This window comes from Verrucomicrobium sp. BvORR106 (assembly GCF_000739655.1).
GTDB lineage: Bacteria > Verrucomicrobiota > Verrucomicrobiia > Verrucomicrobiales > Verrucomicrobiaceae > Verrucomicrobium.
On record NZ_BATR01000168.1, the window covers coordinates 50,289 to 70,346 of the forward strand.

Annotated in this window: 15 protein-coding genes; 7 read left to right on the top strand and 8 right to left on the bottom strand. The window is 61.4% G+C overall.

The window, feature by feature from the left end:
- Positions 1-1,303: 1,303 nt before the first annotated feature.
- From rpoD to BV106_RS30575, 4 genes are all read right to left on the bottom strand, one after another.
- Positions 1,304-3,139, bottom strand: a complete 1,836-nt coding sequence (rpoD, locus tag BV106_RS39180) for an RNA polymerase sigma factor RpoD (RefSeq protein WP_304945304.1) — start codon at positions 3,137-3,139, stop codon at positions 1,304-1,306.
- Positions 3,140-3,334: 195 nt separating this feature from the next.
- The gene (gene dnaG, locus BV106_RS36495) at positions 3,335-5,197 is read right to left on the bottom strand and encodes a DNA primase (RefSeq protein ID WP_051946565.1); all 1,863 of its coding nucleotides are present in this window, start codon (positions 5,195-5,197) and stop codon (positions 3,335-3,337) included.
- An 81-nt stretch (positions 5,198-5,278) separates the two neighbouring features.
- Complete coding sequence (locus BV106_RS36500) at positions 5,279-5,770, bottom strand: zinc/iron-chelating domain-containing protein (protein WP_051946567.1); 492 nt, start codon at positions 5,768-5,770, stop codon at positions 5,279-5,281.
- 68 nt (positions 5,771-5,838) lie between these two features.
- Positions 5,839-7,566 carry a hypothetical protein gene (locus BV106_RS30575; protein ID WP_265596239.1) on the bottom strand — a complete coding sequence of 576 codons (1,728 nt, stop codon included), beginning with the start codon at positions 7,564-7,566 and terminating at the stop codon, positions 5,839-5,841.
- 193 nt (positions 7,567-7,759) lie between these two features.
- On the opposite strand from BV106_RS30575, the gene BV106_RS30580 reads away from it, so the two are divergent.
- The 3 genes from BV106_RS30580 (at position 7,760) to BV106_RS30590 (ending at position 10,933) form a co-directional block, all read left to right on the top strand.
- Positions 7,760-8,704: a UbiA family prenyltransferase gene (locus tag BV106_RS30580; protein ID WP_265596240.1), complete on the top strand. Its 945-nt coding sequence runs from the start codon at positions 7,760-7,762 to the stop codon at positions 8,702-8,704.
- Between the two features lie 873 nt (positions 8,705-9,577).
- Positions 9,578-10,219, top strand: coding sequence for a hypothetical protein (locus BV106_RS30585; RefSeq protein WP_038171237.1), 642 nt, complete (start codon positions 9,578-9,580; stop codon positions 10,217-10,219).
- A 165-nt stretch (positions 10,220-10,384) separates the two neighbouring features.
- Positions 10,385-10,933, top strand: a complete 549-nt coding sequence (locus BV106_RS30590; RefSeq protein ID WP_265596241.1) for a hypothetical protein — start codon at positions 10,385-10,387, stop codon at positions 10,931-10,933.
- A gap of 439 nt (positions 10,934-11,372) precedes the next feature.
- Here BV106_RS30590 and BV106_RS30595 read toward each other — a convergent pair whose 3' ends face one another.
- Positions 11,373-13,409 (bottom strand): hypothetical protein, encoded by a 2,037-nt coding sequence (locus tag BV106_RS30595; protein ID WP_038171240.1) that lies wholly within the window; start codon positions 13,407-13,409, stop codon positions 11,373-11,375.
- Between the two features lie 162 nt (positions 13,410-13,571).
- Here BV106_RS30595 and BV106_RS30600 point away from each other — a divergent pair, with 162 nt between their 5' ends.
- The gene (locus tag BV106_RS30600) at positions 13,572-13,760 is read left to right on the top strand and encodes a DUF3008 family protein (RefSeq protein ID WP_038171242.1); all 189 of its coding nucleotides are present in this window, start codon (positions 13,572-13,574) and stop codon (positions 13,758-13,760) included.
- A 58-nt stretch (positions 13,761-13,818) separates the two neighbouring features.
- Positions 13,819-14,184 (top strand): hypothetical protein, encoded by a 366-nt coding sequence (locus BV106_RS30605; RefSeq protein ID WP_038171245.1) that lies wholly within the window; start codon positions 13,819-13,821, stop codon positions 14,182-14,184.
- Positions 14,185-14,315: 131 nt separating this feature from the next.
- Here BV106_RS30605 and BV106_RS30610 read toward each other — a convergent pair whose 3' ends face one another.
- Positions 14,316-15,566, bottom strand: coding sequence for an efflux RND transporter periplasmic adaptor subunit (locus BV106_RS30610; RefSeq protein WP_051946571.1), 1,251 nt, complete (start codon positions 15,564-15,566; stop codon positions 14,316-14,318).
- 193 nt (positions 15,567-15,759) lie between these two features.
- On the opposite strand from BV106_RS30610, the gene BV106_RS30615 reads away from it, so the two are divergent.
- Positions 15,760-16,131 (top strand): hypothetical protein, encoded by a 372-nt coding sequence (locus BV106_RS30615; protein ID WP_265596242.1) that lies wholly within the window; start codon positions 15,760-15,762, stop codon positions 16,129-16,131.
- A 29-nt stretch (positions 16,132-16,160) separates the two neighbouring features.
- On the opposite strand, the gene waaF is transcribed toward BV106_RS30615, so the two are convergent.
- Positions 16,161-18,152 carry a lipopolysaccharide heptosyltransferase II gene (gene waaF, locus BV106_RS30620; protein ID WP_038171248.1) on the bottom strand — a complete coding sequence of 664 codons (1,992 nt, stop codon included), beginning with the start codon at positions 18,150-18,152 and terminating at the stop codon, positions 16,161-16,163.
- A gap of 58 nt (positions 18,153-18,210) precedes the next feature.
- Complete coding sequence (locus BV106_RS30625) at positions 18,211-18,972, bottom strand: sulfite exporter TauE/SafE family protein (protein WP_038171249.1); 762 nt, start codon at positions 18,970-18,972, stop codon at positions 18,211-18,213.
- 268 nt (positions 18,973-19,240) lie between these two features.
- Between BV106_RS30625 and BV106_RS30630 the strand changes: the two genes are divergently transcribed.
- Positions 19,241-20,058 (top strand): transposase (locus BV106_RS30630; RefSeq protein WP_038171269.1); only part of this gene is annotated, 818 nt, incomplete at its 3' end.

Here is a 20,058-nt window from a genome sequence, read left to right on the forward strand (position 1 = left end):
GACCCCGCTTCCTTTATTCCGCAGCCAAATCATCTGATAGCTTGTTTCCTGGTACAGGAGGCGGGGGTTCCCAGCCCCGCTCAGTCGAACGTCTCTTGACGTAGCGTCCCCTGATACCTGGCCATACGTGCAGCGTGGGGAAGGCTGTGACCCGAAGAGGTGTACTACCAAATCCCACACCCACCAGTCTTTGACCACCATCCGCCCAGCGCCAGTGTAGTTGACGACGTGAGGAGACACTAACTTCCCGGTCTACGGCAGGTGCAGCCGATGAATGATCCATCCGCCCAACGCTCTTTCCTGCAACACCATCAACACCCTATTTACAGGTTACGCCAAGAAAGCCCCCCTGCATTTCTCGGTGAACTTCCCAAGAGGGTGTTGAGGGTGTTGCAGTGAGACAAATCCCCCTGATGTCTCACCCGGTGACGGTCTTGTTTCACCTGCGATGTCCTCACCTTCGCTGCCACTCGGGGCCGGAGACCCCGCCTCCTTTATTCCGCAGCCAAGTCATCTGATAGCTTGTTTCCTGATACAGGAGGCCGGGGTTCCCAGCCCCGCTCAGCCGAACGTCTTTTGACGTAGCGTCCCCTAATACCTGGCCATCCGTGCAGCGGGGGGAAGGCTGTGACCTGAAGACATGTACTACCAAATCACACCCCCACCGGTCTTTGACCACCAACCGCCCAGCGCCAGTGTAGTTGACGACGTGAGGAGACACTGACTTCCCGGTCTATGGCAGGTGCAGCCGATGAATGATCCCTCCGCCCAACACTCTTTCCTGCAACACCATCAACACCCTATTTCCAAGTTACGCCAAGAAAGACCCCCTGCATTTCTCGGTGAACTACCAAAAAGGGTGTTGATGGTGTTGCAGTGAGACAAATCCCCCTGATGTCTCAGCCGGTGACGTCTTGTTTCACCTGCGATGTCCTCACCTTCGCTGCCACGCGGGGCCGGAGACCCCGCTCAGTCGAAGTTCTTCCTCGAAGAGGATATGGCCACAATCCCAGACAACATCCGCTTTCCCTCCCACCGTCTTCAACGCCTCCATGTCGCTCCAATGCGATGGGGCACGAATGTCTGGTTGAACCTCACGAAGCCCCACGCTGACTGAGGTTCCCGGCAAGATGCCGGGAACAGCACGCAAGATGCGTGCGCTCCCTGGCTTCTCCGACAGAGATCATTTTGAGAACACCCCGGGACAGGAGCACCCTCGCTCCTGCCCACATGCCACGTGCTGACGTGCCGGTCTCCAGCGCTGTCTACAAACTCTGTCCCGGCAACGGTGTCACCACCGCCCCTATTGCGTACCGAAGAAGCCTCCCAGCTTCCGGATGCGGGTGGGGTGGCGGAGTTTCCGCAGGGCTTTGGCCTCGATCTGGCGAATGCGCTCGCGCGTCACGTGGAACTGGCGTCCCACTTCCTCCAGAGTACGGCCGCTGCCGTCCACCAGGCCGAAGCGCTGTTCCAGCACGGCCCGCTCACGGTCAGTGAGGCTGTCGAGCACGTCCTTGAGTTTGTCGCGGAGCAGATTCATCGCCGTCAGCTCCATGGGGCTGACGCTGGTGTTATCCTCAATGAAATCGCCAAATTCAGTGTCGCCGTCGCTATCGCCCACCTTGGTCTGCAGGGACACCGGCTGCTGGCTCATGCGCAGCACCGCGTTCACGCGTTCCACGGGCAGGTGGATCTCTTCAGCGATCTCATCCGGAGTCGGGTCACGACCCAACTCCTGCACCAACTGCTTCTGCACGCGCAACAGCTTGTTGATGGTATCGATCATGTGGACCGGGATGCGGATGGTCCGCGCCTGGTCGGCAATGCTGCGGGTGATGGCCTGACGGATCCACCAGGTGGCGTAGGTGCTGAACTTGTAGCCGCGTTTGTACTCGAACTTCTCCACGGCACGCATGAGGCCCATGTTGCCTTCCTGAATGAGGTCGAGGAATGACAGGCCGCGGTTCGTGTACTTCTTCGCGATGGAGATCACGAGGCGCAGGTTGGCCTCCACCATCTCCGTCTTGGCCTTGGTGGATTCCTTGCTCCACTGGATGGTTTCTGCCACCAGACGGCGGTACTCCTCGGGCGTGACCCAGGCGTGAAGCTCAAACTCCTCCAGTGCCTTCTGCACATCGGGGTTGTTCGCAGAGCGGGAGGCTTCGATCTCGATCTGGTCCAGCTCCGTCATGCGCTGGCGCAGCACAGCGATGAGGTCCTCATTCGTCTTCTGCTTGAAGTAGAATTTGGCGCAGAGCTTGATCAGGCTGGACTTCGTCTGCTCAAAGGCATCCTTGAGCGACTGCCTCTGCTTGGCGCTGGCCGACATCAAGGCGCGATACTGATCATTGGCCTTGGTGATGTCATCACGCACCTGGTCACAGACCTGGCGCAGTTTCTTGAAATAGCTGTCGCGGTCTTCGATCTGGCGATCCAGCACCAGCTTGTCGAAGCGCTCCGTACCGCTGGCGAGGGCATCGCCCAGGTGCAGGTACTCGGTGGCAATGAAGCCGATGTTTTGCAGGCAAGACTGCAGGTGGCTCTCCGCCTTTTCAATGCGCTTGGAGATGCCAATTTCCTGATCCCGGGTGAGCAGGGGCACCGCGCCCATCTGCTTCAAGTACATGCGCACAGGGTCATCCAGCATGTCCAGCTGCCCGTCCTCGCGCTCTTCGACGACGGTGTCCTCGTCATCCGAGGCAGCGGCACGCTTGGTCTTCACTCGATCCACCTGGGTGGGTTCGATGACTTCAATCTCCAGACTGCGCAGGCGAATGAGAATCTCATCCATCAACTCAGCCGTGACGAAGCCATTGGGCAGGCTCTCGTTGAAGTCGTCAAAGGTCAGGTAATCCTGCTCCTTGGCCAGACGGATCAAGTAGCGGAGTTTCTCCTGAATCTCCGGGGCGTTGATGTCATCGTGCTGGGGCGGCGGCGGTTCAGCCGGACGCGAAGACTTGGGTGGACGTCCACGACGACGTTTACCGTTGACTTGAACGGGGGCCGGGGGTGGAGCCGCTGAACCATCCGGCAAAGGATGTTTCCGAGGACGACCACGACGACGGCGATGCGGGGTCGGTGAAACCGATGTTGCACCCTCGTTCAAATCCGTATGCTGGGGGTTTGCAGATGCACTCATGAAGCCGGAAGCGGGAGAATCTTCTGGAGGCAAGAGCTACGGTCAAGGAATCTTTGTGCTGTTGAGGAAAGCCTTTAGCCAACTGAGGGGCTAAAAGGTTCATTTTCGCCCTATAATCACCTACTGGGGGCAAATGAGGCCAGTTCTGAAGATCGGCGGATGATGCAAAACCTGAAATTCATCAGCCAGATTCACTCAGTAATCCTGCTTGCTGGGCAGTTGAGCACGTCGAACGCCGATCTCCCCCTTCAAACGGATCACCTCTTCCTGCATCCGGATGACGTCCTCCTTGGGCAATCCCGGTTGGCGGAGTCGGGTGGTCAGGTTCTGATAGAGGTTCTCCAGCCCCTGAAACTCGATGTGCTGGAGAGTTTGGTGGGCGGTCTCGGTGGAAACTCGTTGGGGAGGCTCTGCCACGACGCGGCTGAAGGCACGCTCCTCTGCGGGGGTCAACGTGGCGAGAAAGGCGCTCAACCCGCCGGCGGTGGAGAGGTCTGACTGGGATTTGAAGATGAGCTCCAGCAATTCACAGCCTGGCACCGCCGCCAGAGCCTCCAGCTGCGCATGCGTGCGAATGAGCTCCAAGACCTCCGTCGACGTCACGGCCAGGCGAATGAGCTGCCGGGCGTGCGGGTGGGGCGGAGGCAACTCCGCCTCTGCGGGCCCGTCGGAGGCGCCAGATGCCCCGTTCCCGCCGTTCTTTCCTGCTGCCGCCTTCTGCTGCTGCTGGTTGGCGATGGATTTAGCCAGCCGTGCCACCTGCTTGCGGAAATCGGACTCCAGGATATTGAGCCGCACACAGACCTTCTGGATGGCGGCGTCCCGGGCGATGTTGTTGTCCAGCAGCTGGATCATGGTGGCCATGTCTCCGGCAAACCGCGTCTTCTCCCGGGTCTCCGCCATGTTCCGGGTGGAGGAGGCATAGTCGATCATGTGATCGAAGAAATCCCGGGCATCGTCCAGCTTGGCCTGGAAGGCCTGAGGGCCCTCCTTCCGGATCAGTGAATCCGGGTCCTCCCCTTGCGGCAGAGGTGCCACCTTCACGACCAGCCCGGTGGGGGCCAGGATGTGAAAGGCGCGCTCGGCGGCCTTGTACCCAGCATTGTCCGAGTCAAAACAGAGCACTACCTCCTCAGCATGCCGCTTGAGCATGCGAGCGTGGAACTCAGTGAAGGCGGTGCCCAGCGGAGCGACCACGTTCTCGAACCCGCTCTCAAACGCCATGATCATGTCGATCTGCCCCTCGCAGACCACAGCGCGGTTCGCCTTGATGATGGCGCGCTTGGACTTGTCGAGGCCGAAGAGGACCTTGCTCTTGTTGAAGAGCATGGTCTCCGGCGAGTTCAGGTACTTTGCAGCCTTGGCATTGGAGTCCAGCAGGCGACCGCTGAAGGCGATGACCTCCCCGTAGTCATTGCGGATGGGGAACATCAACCGATGCCGAAACCGCGCATAAATCTGCCCACCGCGCCCCGAGTCCTCATCGCCACGGGCCAGGATGCCACCGGCCACCAGCAGATTTTCCGTGTATTTGTGCTCATCCGCCCACTTCATCAGCATGGGGGTGGAGGCGGGAGCGTAGCCCATTTCCCAGGACTTGGCGGTCGCCGCATTGATGCCGCGAGACTTCAAATAGGCGCGAGCCTCCTCCGCGACCTGCCCTTTCATCAGCAGGAGGTGGAACCAGGCCGAGATGTCCTTGTGGAGCTTGACCAGGCCATTGCGGATCTTGGCCGCGCGCTCTGCATTGGCGTCCCACACCTCTTCCTGGATGCGAATTCCGGCCGAGTCGGCCAGGCGTTTCACCGCATCCATGAACTGCAGGCCGTCATGCTCCATGACGAACCGGATCGCTGTGCCCCCTGCCCCACAGCCAAAGCAATGGTAGGACCCGCGCGCGGGATTCACATAGAACGAGGGGGTCTTCTCCCCGTGGAACGGGCACAGACCCCGCCAGTTCGTCCCCACCCGGCGTAGCTTCACATAGCGCCCCACGAGATCCACGATGTCCGTGGCCGCGAGCACTTGTTGAAGCGTTTCTTCAGGGATTCGAGCCATGCGCCAAGCGTCAGCTTCGACGATACAAACTCCGTCAGCAAGTTGTCACAAAAAGTCTCCGTCGAAAATCGACCTGCCCGCCTACCGCCTGCCCCGTTTGTGCTTCCCCTTCCCCGCCTGCTGGCCTCGCCCGCCGTCGCCGTCCTCCAGGGCATCCGCCACGGCTCCCTGAATGGGGCGCGGTCCATCGCCGCCGAGCTTTTCATCCAGCACCTCCAGCCGCTGAATGAGATCTGCCAGATGCTTCCGGGGATACGGCCCACCCGCCGCCGCGCAGAAATGAGTGCGACAGCCGAAGGGGCGATGCTGGTAGATCATGCAGCGGCCGTTCTGCCCCAGCAGCGGGCAGGCTCCATCCCCATTGGGACGCACCGGCAGCTTCTTCCGTCCACTGGCCCGCACACCGATCGCGGCGTACCGGGCCTCCCCCAGCGTGAGCATGGGAGTCCGGCCTGTGAGGTGAAACTGGCAGCACTCCGTGAGCATGCTGCACTGTCGCTCCAAGGGACGCGCCTCCACAGCCGCATAAATGGCGGCCATTTCAGCTCGAACTTCAGCATCGGACAGAGACATTCACGCACGCTACCCCAGATCCTCCAAACCGCCACCCCCTTATCCCTTGCCCCTCTTCCCTTATCCCTTCACTTAAAAACCGTATCCACCCCCATGGCACTGTCCTTGGCGAAGCTCGGGATCCATTGCGGCCGACGTCGCGAGACCACCCGGAAGATGAGCGAGAGCGTGTGCAGGGTGAGCAATCGATCCAGCAACCGGTAGCCGCGCTGCCGACGCATGAGCAGCTGGAAAGCCCAGCCGAGGTAGCGGGCCTTCACCCAGAAGGGCTTGAAGTCCATCTTCACCCGGTAGCGATGTCGCTCGCCGCCTTTGGGGTACTTCGCCTTGTACGCCTTCTTGGTCGCCCGCAGGCGGGCTTCGATCTCGGCGCAGAACGGCTGGAAGTAGTACTCCCGGGCCAGAGCCAGAATGTTGAACGTGTCAGCCATGTACTCGATGTCCCCCACTGGCATCCCGCACTCCGCCGCCAGCCCCTTCATCTGCTCCAGTTTCTGCTGGCACAGTTTGGTGGTGCGCAGGCAGGCCTCCTTGTCCTGCACGAAGTAGCCCAGCACCTTCTTCACCGAGTGGCTGATGAAGATGTTGTGCCAGTACACCTGGAGGATGGGCGGGATGCGCACCCGGCGGAAAAAGAGCTTCTGCCTTGCGAACTCCTCCACATAGAGCAGCTCGTGGATGACTGTGTCGGACAGCCGCAGGAGTTCCAGCAGGGAGCGCCAGTGGGGCAAGCCCTTGAGCTGGGCAAAGTCCCGCACCGCCTCCTCCACCAGTTGCCGATCCTTGAAGGTCCGGATGGTCACAAAGGTGTTCAGTTCCGTCCAGACGGCCCGGTCCTCCAGCAGGGCAAGGCGTCGGAAGGGCACCCACCCGCCGGTCTGGCACCAGACCATGATGCCCACCAGGTTCTCCGCCTGATCCAGCTCCCTCGCGTACCGCTCATAGTCCCACCCTGTGAAGCTGGGGTACTCCCCGCAGCCCTCGTACTCCCGCCGGGTCTGGAGCTCGATGATCTTCCTCACCCGGGTGCGGAAGAAGTTCTTGTTGAGCGGCAGGTAGCGGAAGAAGTCACTCTCGCCGAACTTCATGGAGACGATGAGCGAGGGGCTGTCCACCACGCCCTTCAGCACCGTCACAAAGGTGCCCCGGTGCCACATGAGATCCCCGATCCGGTAAGCCCCCACCGTCCACGTGCGGAAGACGAGCTGTCTTCCGTGCTTCTCAAACACTGGCAGCAGGGTTTTGAGGAAGCGGTTCACCTGCTCCGGCCGCTTCAGGTAGAGCTCACTGCGAAACTCCCCCTGCACGTCCGTGGCGTCAGACTCTCCGATCCGCAGAATCACACCCGCCACCTGGGGAAAATCCCGGAGAAAGCCATCCAGCAGCTCCGCCAGGAAGCGCTCCACCGTCCAGCGCAGCCGGGCAATCTGCTCCCGCACCGCCGGGGTGGAACTGAAAACGTCCATGGTGAAATAGACCTGCAGTCCATGCCGCTGCGCGATCTCCATGCACTGGATGAACTCCGCCCGCCAGCGGCTGATCCGGGCCCGGGTATCCAGTTCATACCAGGCGTGGTCCGCCAGGTGGGTGGCATCATCCAGAGACACCGCGTTGTACCCCATCGCTGCCGCCCGGGCGCAGAAGACGTCCAGATCCGCCCGGATCTGCTCCCACTGCGCCCCGCTCTCGGGACCGTCCAGCTTCAGATGCTCAAAGGGGATCTTCGACCAGTTGATGGTCCGTCGGGGGTACCCGCGGAAAAAAGGGCCGATGGCATCGATGAGGAAGAGGTTCATTATGCGGACGTTGCCACCCAGCAATACCGCCCGGCCTCCGCAATGGAAAGCGCTCGCTGCGCCGGAACGCTGACGAAATCGTCACCGCCGGAGCCACCATGTGCCACTTTCACACCTCACTGGGCGGAACTCAGCCCGCATTTCACATTTCCTCATTGCTCCGGCCTGCTTTGTGGCTAACAAAACCGCCCCCGTGATTGAGTACCTTAAAATCTGCCGCCCGGACCATTGGTTGAAGAACATCTTCATCCTCTTCGGCCATGTCGTGGCCTGGGCACTGGTGCTCGATTTTCGCTGGGACGGCGCTCTCGTCGTCACCGCCGCCCTCTCGCTGATCCCCGCCTGCCTCGTGGCTTCGGCGAACTATATTCTGAATGAGATCCTGGACGCGCCGTTCGACGCCGTCCACCCCACCAAGCGGCTGCGCGGCATCCCCGCGGGGAAGGTGAAGGTGCCCTATCTCTGGTGGCTCATGGTGGGCCTCATCGTGGGAGCCTTCGCCCTGTGCGCCCTCTTCAAGTTCAACTGGGGCTACCAAGCCGCCCTGGGCCTGCTGCTGCTGAGCGGTCTGGTCTATAACGTGCAGCCGATCCGCCTGAAGGACCGCGCCTTCATGGACGTGATCGCGGAATCGTTCAACAACCCCATCCGCCTCTGGCTGGGCTACTACGCCCTGGTGCAGCCCAATCAGGTGCCCCCGCTCTCCATCGTCCTGGCCTGGTGGTTCTTCGGTGCCCTGCTCATGACCGGGAAACGCTACTCGGAGTTCCGCTTCATCGGCGACGTCTCCGTGAGCGGCCGCTACCGGAAGTCCTTCCAGATCTACACTGAGAAGAGCCTCATCCTGGCGATGATCACGTATGCGAACCTCTTCTGCTTCTGCACCGGGATCGCCATGGCCGTCTATCCCCGGCTGAACAACCTCGTTTTCGTCTTCCCGATGATCGTGATCGCCGTCATCGCCTACTTCCACCACGCGATGAAAGAGGAAACCGCCCGCCTGGAGCCGGAGCAACTCCTCAAAAATCCCTGGATCGCCTTCTGGACCATCGTCACCGGTGCCGCCACGATCGCGTTGCTGTTGGCCAAGGACAACTACGCAAAAGCAGCGCACCTGCTGGGGCCGTTGCAGTGGTAGGAGCCGCTACGCGGCAGACGCAAGACGAGAAGACACAAGACTCAAGACCTGAGCTCACGCCAGGCTGATCGCGCTCAGCGAAGCGATCATCAAAAGGAGCAAGAGACATTCCTGCCCCAAGTCACTCTACGGCTCGTTTTCAGAACACAGGAGGCGGGGGGTCCCCAGCCCCGCTCAGTCGAGCGTCCCCTGAAGATTTCCCCACGGCCCTCCGCCAAGTCACCTGGCAATCAGCAGCAGGAGCCACCTCATGGGCCATCCGACCCCGACCGGGACGCGACTGCCACTTCAGGAGGGCCGAACGGCATCATATCAGCGTGGGGCAACGCCCCAGGAAAAGATGACAAAATAACCCTTGAGGGCTGAAGGCCCGGCCTCATCAAGCCTGCCCACGACGGACATCCCCCCTCCCAGCCACCTGGCAATCAGCAGCAGGAGCCACCTCATGGGCCATCCGCCCCCGACCAGGACGCGACTGCCACTTCAGGAGGGCCGAAGGCCCGGCTTCATATCAGCCTGGGGCAACGCCCCAGGAAAAGATGACCAAATAACCCTTGAGGGCTGAAGGCCCGGCCTCATCAAGCCTGCCCACGACGGACATCCCCCTCCCAGCCACTTGGCAATCAGCAGCAGGAGCCACCTCATGGACCATCCGACCCCGACCGGGACAGGAATGTCCCTCCCTCCTTTTACTGATCAGCCCTTTGGTCGTAGTCCCCCACGCGTGGGCTCAAGTCTTGCGTCTTGTGTCTTCCAGTCTTGTGTCTTCCAGTCTTGTGTCTCCCCCGCAGCAGGTCAGGCCTCTTTAAATTTTTTTCAACACGCGCCCCCCCACCCTGTCTATCGCATTCGACAGTGCAACCCCTGACAACCATGAACGAATCCCCTGCTTCGGTGGCGGCTCCCGCGAATCCGCCCGTGCTCCGTCGTCGCTTTACCTGGACCAAGCGCATCCTCGTGACGGGTGCCGTGCTCGTCGGTCTGGGTGCCTGGTGGTACCAGTACAACCTGAATGCCTCCCCGTTCCGCCCCGTCCAGCTGACGGCTGCTGAACAGGAAGCTGTGCAGACGAAGCTGGCCACCCTGGAAAATCAGGTGCAGTCCACAGATCCGGCCAAGACGCTGGTGCTCAATGAACGTGAGATCAACGGCTACCTCCAGCAGCAGGGCCTGGGCGACCAGATCAAGGTCAGCATCAATAACGGCAACATCGGGGCCCAGTTCCTGATCCCCGTGGACAAGGACTTCCCCATGATGGGCGGCAGCACCGTGCGGGTGAAGGTGGCCTTCAATACGAAGCTGGATGCCAACCGCCAGCTCGCCCTCAGTTTGGCCGACATCAGCGTAGGCGGCATTTCCCTGCCTAATGACTGGCTCGGAAACATGAAGGGATTGAATCTCCTCGACCATAATAAAATGGGTGAAGGCGACGCACAATTTTTTAAAAGTTTCGCCGCTGGCATCAAAGACTTCCAGCTTAAGAATGGCGAGCTCCGCCTGGTCTTGAACGACTGATTCCGTTTCCAGCGCCGATCTTCGGACGAAAGCCCTTATCGCATCCAACTGTTAAAGTGGATGTAGGTAGGGGCCATTTTGTTAAATATTCTTAAATTTATTTTTTTTGTGTTGCCGGATAACCGCCCGGCAGTATTATTGGCGCGCAATCAAGCTCAACCAACCATGAAAAAAATCGCTTCACTTCTGATGACGCTCGCTCTCGCTTCCAGCGCGTTCGCGGGTCCTGTGTCCTACTCCGGCAAAGGCGGCAAAGCCGTTCAGCCGCTTCCTCCGGTTCCCACCGGCTGTGAGTGCTTCGGCCCTGGCTTTGCCGTGGGCGCTTTCGGCGGTGGCTATCTTCCCGATGGCGACTCCGAAGACGACGTTCTCGGTGGTGGTGTCCTTGCTGAATACTTCTTCACCCCGTATATCGGTGTGCAGGGCAGCTATGGCATCTTCGCTACCAACAGCGAGCACCATGAATTCGACGCAGCTCTTGTTCTTCGCTACCCCATCACCTCCCTGTGCATCGCTCCCTATGTGCTTGCAGGCGGTGGCTATAGCGTGAACTCCGACGACAAAGGCAACTACTTCGTGGGCGGCGGTATCGAAGCCCGCTTCGAAAGCCTCAACTGCCTTGGCGTCTTCGCTGACGGTGCTTATCACTTCGCAGCAGACGACGACGACTCCGATTACACCATCGTTCGCGTGGGTGTGAAAGTGCCGTTCTGATTCTGATTCGGATACGAAAGACACATACTTTCTTCCAGAAGGGAGCGGGCAACCGCTCCCTTCTTTTTTGTGTCGGCAGGACCGGGGCAAGATTGGTTGAACCAAACGTCGCCTCCTAGAACCTCCCCCCAGCTGTTGGACCCGAAGGGTTCACCCTGCAGAGACGCCATGGGTTGAGCGATCCCGCAAGGCACATGCGCGTCAGGTTACGAGGGAGTCACCCTTGTCACACGCAAGCGCTCTGACGCCATAGGCGTCAAGCAAAGTAGCTCAGGGCAAGGCGAATCACGAGCCGCCCCCCTGGGTACATCGGCGAGTGGACCAGAACTCCGAAGTTAGTTCTACAAACCGTGACCGCTTCGCGGTAAAACCCTCCGGGTTTATGAGATAACCCGCGCAACACCGACGCACCGACGCACCGACGCACCGACGCACCACCCTACCGTTCCTCCACCTCCAGCAGCACCGGGTAGTCTCGCAGCGCCACTTCGATCCCCACGCCGCCCTCACGAGGCGTCACCTTGACCGGCACCGGTTCATCCAGGACCGGGTCATACCCTGAAACCTTCAGCCCGTCCGCCTGCCAGCCTTTCACGGTGAGCACATACCCTTGGGGACCCAGTTCCTGCCGGATGTCACGGGTCATGACATAACACGGCACCACAAAGCGGGTCGCGTGCACCTGATAGGGCAGGAAAGCGACGACATCCCGGTTGTACAAGGGCGGCCGGCCAATCATGTCGTTGGGATCCCCATCGAACTGCATGGCCCCGTGGGAGTCCTCCACAGATACCAGTTCCAGCTTGCGCGCCCCTGCGACGGTCAAGGCAGCATCCACCACGCCACCCGCGTTGAAACGACTCACAATGCGCTGCACCACCTGGAGGGCCGGAGAGACCAGCGCCAGTTCCTGCTCGGCAGTGGGGTATGCCTTGTCGGTGATCGAGCGGGTGACAAACTCCTGCTTCAACACGCCCAATTCCAGGTCGCCCAGCGCCGGGTCATTTGCCCCGGCCGCATACAGGTACAGGCGCTCAACGCCTTTGTTGAGGTAGAAACAGAAGTACCTGGCGATGGCCTTGGCCTTCAGTTTCAGGGCATGCGCGGGATCATTGATGCCGTCTTCCCCCGGCGCGTAGTTCACCTCCGTGATCCAGCACCAGCAGGGACCATCCACCTCTGGCCGAGCATAGCGCCCGTGGGCCGTGTTGTAGATCCTGGTGGTCAGCGGGGCCATGTCCCGCGTGATCGTCTCTGTTTGCAGCGCACTGGCAAAGTATTCGGGGAAGCTCGCTTCATAAAGGGGCTCGAACCCGCTCTCATCCTTGATCCCCTGCGCATTCAGGGCGGCACCCTTGGGCTGGTCACGAGGAAATACTTTGCGCCCCGCATAGGGGTGGTGGCTCAGAGCCATGACCCGCGCTGGCATCTCGGAGCTGGCTGGCCAGGGCAGCGTGTTGGAGAATCCGTTGACCAGCCTCACCCCGACAAAGGGCTCCGCCTGGGCCATGGCGACCTCCGCCGTGGCGCGCACCACATCCAGGAACACCTTCTTCTCCTCGTAAGGTTGGGGGATGGGATCGAAGTAGCGGCTCTGGTGAATGAAGTTGGAACCAAAGGACAGCTCGTTCCAGATCTCCATGTCGAACCCGCGGTCTGCCGCTCCGGCGGTTCCCAACACCTCGGTCACAAATGAGGCCACGGTCTGCACATACTGACGCCAGCCCTGGAGGGTGCTCTTTCCTTCATCCGTGCCCGGGTCCCCAAAGGGCTGGTACTTCAAGGTCGCCATCTTGAGCTTGGTTCCGGCTGGCAACGCATCCGGCAGGGGCTTGGAAAGGGTGACCGTCGCCCCCTCGACAGCAGTGATCAAGTACTCCGCCGCGATGGATCTCCTGGGGTGACTGAAGCCGCTTTTGCCGATCACGAGGTCAGCCACGCTGTCCAGCACCACCTTGCGAGCTCCAGCAGGCACATCAGCAGCCAGGCTGCGCTCAAAGTTCAGCAAAGGACAGGGTGCCCCGTGATGACCATTCAGAAGGATGAGCGGCCGCAACCCGTGAGCACGACTGGCCTGCAGTCTGATGGCGAGGTCTTTGCTGTTCTTGATCTTGGCCTCGTCACGATAGTCGAGGTTCCCCCAGCCGATCTCGATGCGCACGTGCTTGATGCCATGACGGGCGCACATCTGCAGGATCTGGTTCACATCCTCTCCCCGATGAGTGTTGAGCACAATACCCAGCCCGTTGAGAAACTGGTGGGCCGGAATCGTCTCCAGATAGCCCCGCCAAGGCTGCAGCCAGTGCGAGTACGTCCCGAAGGCCACCTGCGTGAGATGACCTGGATCGATGGGGTGCCCACCCACGCCTGCCTGGCCAGCAGCGGCTCCCATCAACGTTGCACGCCCCCCTCCGGTGGCGGTCGCCGCCGCTGCTCCCAACATGAGGCGCACCCAGTCTCTCCGCTCCAAATTCATGGCAGCACCCTAGCCAAAACGGGCATGTCTGGCGATGAAGATTTATGGCGCAACGGCGGTGCTCCACGCTCCGCGCTGCTCCATCAGGGTCCCTGCTCGGGGCAAGTGCACCCGTCCGACCAGCATGGAGCCCCCGAACCAGTGTAAACCCCTCTTCCCCCCATGCCCGCCAAATCCAAAAAACAGCAAATGGCTGCGGGAGCCGCGCTGTCCGCCAAACGCGGCGAACGCGCCAAGGCCTCCTTGAAGGGAGCCTCCCGACAGATGGCCGAATCGATGTCGAAAGCCGAGTTGGAACGGATGGCTTCCGTGAAACGCAAAAAGCTCCCCACCCGCAAACACCCTGATTGATCGGCGCCCGCTGCCGCCAGCGGCAAAGCCCTTTCGACCACCAACCCGACCCGCCCCTATGAAAGAGACCCCATTTCTCAGTCCACGCCCCATCGCTCTGCCGCCCCGCGAGGCAAGTGCACTCGACTACCGTGTCATCGAATTCCGCCGCGCAGGCCAGGTACGGTACCTGGGCGATTGTCGCATGGACGGCAGCCATGAGGGTGACAAGTCCGTGCGTGTCTTCTTCCGACCTCCGCAGAACAGCGTCAGCGACGCCCTGCCGCCAGACCAACCCGTGGCTCCGGACAACGCCGATATGTTCCTGACCAAGCTGGGACTCGCCGCGGTCAAAGTGCCTTCCGCCCTCACTGACCCGTGCATCATCGACCTGGAGACAGCCGAACAGGCTGCCGAGCCAATTGCGATTGGAGGAATCTATTAACCTGAAACCTGACTCGCAAGAGTCGGCTCAACGGTGATCATGCCAACCACCAGCCCGCAGATTACCTAGAACCCCAATCGGACGCACTGACGCACTTGTTTACTGAATTACCGAATTACTGAATCACCGATTTACGAAGCGCCGGTCCCACGCCGCACCTTTCCCGTCTCTCCCAGCTCCCCTTCGCGGAGCGTCTCTCCTTCAACGGTCGGCAACACCCGCGCTCCATCAGCCGGGAACGGGATGGGCGTGATGCACAGCACCTCCCCTTCCTGGGGGGCCTTCGGCGAGTTCGCTGAAATCACGATCCCCTTTTCGTCGGCCGCGAGAGGCTCCACCGTCATGCGGCGCAGGCGGTTCTCAGCAGAGATGAGGATGATCTCGTTCCCGGCGCGCACGGCCACCCGGGGGATGACGTACACGTCTGTGAGCACCTCCCCCCGGATCTCCGCCTCCACAAACTGGCCAATCTTTAGCGGTGGCACCCCATCCGCACGACGGGCATACGGATCATCCACCTGGGCGATGGCAATGATCTGCCGGGTCTCCGCATCCAGAGAACCCTCCACCCGTACCAGCCGCCCCTGCCAGTGGACCGCCTTACCGTTCAACGATGCCCGCAGACGCACCGGTACGCTCTCTGGATCCGCCCCCTCCGCCGGGGTGCCGCCCCGGTAACGCTCGGGGAGTTTGAGGAAACGCATTTCCCGCTCTGGCAGCGGCAGGCGGATCTCGACATAGTCCACGGCAAAGACCTTGGCCAGCTGGGTGCCCGGGGTGACCAGCTGCCCCACGTCCACACTCTGCTGCAAGACCTGCCCGGCATACGGGGCGCGCACCACGGTGCGGTCCAGGTCGCGCTCCGCCTTCATCACCTGGGCCTTGGACGCCGCCACATCGGCCTCGGCGCGGGCCAGCTGAGGTTGCCGCAGCACCAGCGCGCTCGGCTCCCCGGTGCGGCCCAGAGCCTTCCAGTTTTCCAGCGCCTGCTCTGCTTTGGCCTTTTCCTCCGCCAGGAGCGCCTCCATCTGGGCGAGGGAGCCTTTGGCCACCACCACCGCCGTTTCGTAATCCACCGGATCCAGCTTCAGCAACACCTCGTCCTTCTCAAAGAAGGCCCCAGCGCGGAAGGACGGGCTCACTTCCACCACCTTCGCGCTTACCTCCGGCAGCAGCGTACTCTGCGTGCGGGGCGTCACCGTGCCCTGAGACCGCACTTGGACGGGGAACGTGGATTTCTTCAGAATCCGACCCTGCACCTTCACCAGGACAGGAGCAGTCTCGCTCACCTTGGGCGCAGGCCGGGAGGTGTACAAAGTCCAGCCGCCCCAGGCGCAGCCCCCCAGGATCAACAATGGCAAAACGGCACGCAGGAACTTCATCTGACTCGGCTAAACAATCGCGACAGGTTGAGCCCCCAAAGTCTCACACCGGCCGTTCTCTTGCGAGTGAAAAGAAAAGGGGCGAGCGCAACTGCGATACCGTTCCACGTTGACGGGCAGCCTGCTCCCGATGTCTCATCGGTCTCACACGTTCAGAATGAAACTGGGGATCTCACTTCTGCCCTGCCTGCTGATGATACTCTGCAGTTCCGTCGCTGGCGGGGAATCCTACGCGGAACTCAAGGAACGCCTGCGGATCCGATCCGTCGCGTCCGAGGCGGTGCAGCCCTATGAATTCCTGGCGGAGGAGATCTTCAGCGCACAGTACTGGAGGGAGGACATGCCCACTTACGGGCCCTTCACCTTCGAAGACACCACCACCCACCTCCTGGAAACGCATTTCCCGATCGGCGGCATTGGAAGGTTCGTGGTCGTCTTTCTCCCCATGTCCCCCCCGGTGGTGATCGACACCTACTACACCACGTACACCCGGCAGGGACGCTATGAATCCGTCGACACCCTCTGGCACGCCTCCGCTCTGGAAATGCTGGCCAGCTTCCGCTAGCCACGCGCGCAGCAGGAAGGATCTCTGGGCTAGGCCAGCACCAGCCCCTTCCCAAGTTCCTCCGCCACGTGCCGCGCCACCTTCTCTGCCGTGACGCCGGTCATGCAGTCATAGTGACCAAAGGGGCACTCCCGCTTGAAGCAGGGGCTGCAGGGCACATGATGACGCGCGACGAGGTGCCTGTCTCCCAGCGGCCCGGTAAGCACCGGCTCGGTGGAGCCAAAGATGCTGACCGTAGGCACGCCCAAAGCAGCCGCAAGGTGCATGGTGCCTGTGTCATTGGTCACGAGCAGGCGACAGGCCCGCAGCTCGGCGATGAGTTCGGTCAGAGTGGTGGCCCCGACGCGATTGCGATGAGGCACGTTCCCCAGCATCTGGCTGAGGGCCTCTCCCATGGCCTTCTCCCCCGGAGCGCCAAAGAGCTGCCACTCCACCTGCGGCCACTGCACGGAAACAGCCGCTGCCACCCCGGCGAAGCGGTCCATCGGCCAGCGTTTGGCCTGGCCATACTCAGCCCCGGCGCAGATCCCCACCTTGATCGTCCCCTGCCCCGGCGTCACGCCCGTTGGCGGCACCGTGGGAGAGAACAGCGCGGGATCATCCGTCTTGGCCCCGCAGAACTTGGCCAGCCGCAGATAACGGTAGGCGTGATGCTCCGGCGGCTTGTAGGAGGCCGGTTCCGCGCAGACCTGATGCAGCATGCGCGATCTGAGAGAGCCGTGATAACCCACCAGGCGAGGAATGCCCGCCTGCTTCAGCTCCAGCGTGGACCGCGTGGAGTTGGTAAAGAGCACTGCAGCATCGTAGTAGCCGGACTCCCGGATGCGTTGCGCCACGCTGCGGATGCCTTCTTTCTTGGCCTTCGTCACCACGGCATCCACCTCCGGTACCGCGCCCCAGAGCTCCTTGAGATTGGCCTGGCAGAAAATGGTGAGCCGCAGATCGGGCCGCCCCTGCTTGAGAGCGCGGATGGCCGGCATGGCCATGCACGCATCCCCCAGCCAGTTGGGCGAACGCACCAGGAGATTGAAGGGCTGCAGGCGATTGCCGTCGTAGCCCTTGGGCAGGACGATGCCGCGGCGATACTTGGAGAGCAGGAACTCCGGCTTGGGCGTCTTCCACCGGTTGTGCACCCAGAACCAGTCGGCCGGAGCCCGGCGCACCAGCACCTCCACGGCGATGTTGAGCATGGAGGTCAGGCCCTCCGCGGTGGCCCGCTTCTCCCCGCTGTTCACGGGTGGGTAGATGACGAGCTTCCACTTGCCCAGACCGTCGTTGTACACCGCCAGCGGCAGCAGCGGCGCATCGCAGCGCATGGCCATCAGCGCAGCCAGGCTGGAAGTGGAGGCCAGACGGTCAAAGAACGGGCACCAGATGCCCTTGTCCCCCGCGTGCTGGTCCACCAGTACGCCGATCGCACTCCCCTCCTCCCGCAGATGCTTGATGGGCGCGCCGAAGCCGTCACTGCGGTTGAAGAGCGCATACCCCAGCTTCTCCCGGCGACGCCGCACGTGCGCCTCCAGGTAGGGATTGCTCAGGGGCTGATAGATGGTCGCCGGCTTCCGCCCGAAGCAGAACAGGGACGGGATGTTCGTGAGCAACTCCCAGCACCCGATGTGGCAGATCGCGTAGAGCAGCGGCTTGCCGGAGGCGATCACCGCCTGCGCATGCTCAGCCCCCTCCACGGTGACGCGCTTCACGATCTCCTCCTCGGACATCACCTGGAACTTCATGCTGCACATGAAGTTCGCCCCCAGGCTCCGGAAATGCTGCTTCGCGGCGGCCTTCCGCCAGTCAAGATCCTTCTCGCGGCCAAAGGCGATCTCCAGGTTCCGCAACGCCAACCGTCGAGGTCCCCCGAAAAACACATGCGCCAGCCCGCCCAGGAACTGCCCGAGCCGGGCGCAAAAGGTCAGCGGCAACACACTCAACACAGCCTCCAGCCCCCGCACCAACAGGTACGTCAGGTACTGCCCCATACGGGTGATCACTCGGTCGCCAGAAGGCTTTTTGCTCGCCATTGCCTGTCTATCCCGCAGGAGGGGCGGGAGTGCAAAGTTGAAAATCCATTCTTCCGCCTCACTTCCCCACCACAAGGTGCACGCCCAGGGCGATCAGTCCCACGAGGAAACAAATGCGAAACCGCGCCGGCGACAGACGAGACCGGAGATATGTGCCCGCATACATGCCGAGGAGGGCGGGCACGAGCATAAGCGTGGAGCTGCCGAGCACGGCCGAAGGGTAGCTCTTGTTCATCACCAAGCCCAGCGCCAACACCACGGTGGATACGGTGAAGGAGATGCCCATGCCCTGGATCAGCTCATCCTTCTTCAAGCCCAGCGCCTGTAGGTACGGCACCGCCGGAATGACAAAGACGCCCGTCGCTGCGGTGACAAATCCCGTGATCGCCCCGATGACCGGCCCCAGCCAGCGCTCCCACTCAGGACGCACCGTCGTGCGGGCTCCCGTGAGCGCCCAGCCCGCGTAGCCGATGAGCGCCGTGCCCAGCCCGACCATGGCCCACTTCCCCGCCGGAGCCCCCAGAATCCACGCCCCGAGCAGACTGCCCACCACAATGCCGATCTGCATGCCGCCCAGCCGCTTCAACATCGGCCCCAGCGTGCCCCAGGGCCAGATCTGCCAGACATTCGTCACAAACGATGGCACCACCAGCAAAGCCGCCGCCTCCGCCGGATTCATCACCAGCGCCAGCAAGGCCACCGCCACCGTCGGCAATCCCAGCCCAATCACGCCCTTCACCACCCCCGCCAACACAAACACCGCTCCCGTCAGGAGCAGCACGTTGAGCGATGAAGCATTCGAGAGATCCAGCCAGGCCATGGTTCGAGTCAAAAACTGAACTACGTCTCAGCAAGGCTTCCGGAAAGGATTCTCACACGAAGCCACGAAGGTTTGAGTCGATCACGCCACCCTTGACGTCGCAGCCCCCACCACACTCAACCGCCCACCAAGAAACTCGCTCTCCGCTCCCGCAGCCGGTTGGCACAACCGGACTACGCTGCAAGCGGCAGCTGAAAGTAGTGCAGAGCTTTAGAGACTGTGTCAAAACTGCTGGAGGGAATGAGGAGGCCGTGGCAGGTAGCTGACCATGAGTCGTTTCATCACTGGAGCAGACCGCGCTCAGGCCTCAATGTTTCCGGAGTGCCTCGAAGACTATGTCGGCCCCGAAAACACGGTGCGCTTCATTGATGCCTTTGTCGAAAATCTGGACTTGCAGCAGGTGCAACTGCCTGTCGCTCCCGCTTCTACCGGCAGACCCGGTTATGCCCCAGGCGACCTGCTCAAGCTTTTCGTCTATGGTTATCTCTACCGTGTACGCTCCAGCAGGGAGCTTGAGCGGCTCACCCAACACAATCTGGAGGTCATCTGGCTGCTCAGACGCCTGCGCCCGGACCATAAAACCATCAGCGAGTTCCGGCGGGCCCACCGCACCGTCTTCAAGCAAGTCTTCCGGCAGTTCAACATCCTGTGCCGGGATCTCAACCTTTTTGGAGCACAGATCGTCGCCATCGACGGCACCTTCTTCAAAGCCGACAACTCCAGAAGTCGCAATTTTACCAAACCCAAGCTCCAGGGGTTGATCACCACCGTGGACAAGAACATCGCTGAGTATCTCAGGGAGCTTGAACTCAATGATGCCGCCTCAGGCTCCGACGGCGGCGTGGAAAGCGAGAAGGTCGAGGACCTTCAGGACAAAATCACCCAGCTCCATGCTGCCAAAGAGCGCTACGAACAGATGCAGAGGGATCTGGAACTCAGTGGTGAAAGCCAGATATCGCTGACCGACCCTGATGCCCGATTGGTCAAGAAGAGCACGGCCCAAGGCAGCGTGGTGGGATACAATGTGCAGAGCGCGGTGGATGGAGCCCACCATCTCATTGTCGACATTGAGGCCACCAATCATGG

Bases quoted from the DNA above. Each gene is read 5' to 3' on its own strand.
- BV106_RS30590 (WP_265596241.1), top strand. From the start codon at position 10,385: ATGAAAAAAATCGCTTCACTTCTGATGACGCTCGCTCTCGCTTCCAGC.
- BV106_RS30575 (WP_265596239.1), bottom strand. From the start codon at position 7,566: ATGAACCTCTTCCTCATCGATGCCATCGGCCCTTTTTTCCGCGGGTAC.
- BV106_RS30605 (WP_038171245.1), top strand. From the start codon at position 13,819: ATGAAAGAGACCCCATTTCTCAGTCCACGCCCCATCGCTCTGCCGCCC.
- BV106_RS36500 (WP_051946567.1), bottom strand. From the start codon at position 5,770: ATGTCTCTGTCCGATGCTGAAGTTCGAGCTGAAATGGCCGCCATTTAT.
- BV106_RS30625 (WP_038171249.1), bottom strand. From the start codon at position 18,972: ATGGCCTGGCTGGATCTCTCGAATGCTTCATCGCTCAACGTGCTGCTC.
- BV106_RS30595 (WP_038171240.1), bottom strand. From the start codon at position 13,409: ATGAATTTGGAGCGGAGAGACTGGGTGCGCCTCATGTTGGGAGCAGCG.
- waaF (WP_038171248.1), bottom strand. From the start codon at position 18,152: ATGGCGAGCAAAAAGCCTTCTGGCGACCGAGTGATCACCCGTATGGGG.
- rpoD (WP_304945304.1), bottom strand. From the start codon at position 3,139: ATGAGTGCATCTGCAAACCCCCAGCATACGGATTTGAACGAGGGTGCA.
- BV106_RS30615 (WP_265596242.1), top strand. From the start codon at position 15,760: ATGATACTCTGCAGTTCCGTCGCTGGCGGGGAATCCTACGCGGAACTC.
- dnaG (WP_051946565.1), bottom strand. From the start codon at position 5,197: ATGGCTCGAATCCCTGAAGAAACGCTTCAACAAGTGCTCGCGGCCACG.
- BV106_RS30600 (WP_038171242.1), top strand. From the start codon at position 13,572: ATGCCCGCCAAATCCAAAAAACAGCAAATGGCTGCGGGAGCCGCGCTG.
- BV106_RS30610 (WP_051946571.1), bottom strand. From the start codon at position 15,566: ATGAAGTTCCTGCGTGCCGTTTTGCCATTGTTGATCCTGGGGGGCTGC.
- BV106_RS30585 (WP_038171237.1), top strand. From the start codon at position 9,578: ATGAACGAATCCCCTGCTTCGGTGGCGGCTCCCGCGAATCCGCCCGTG.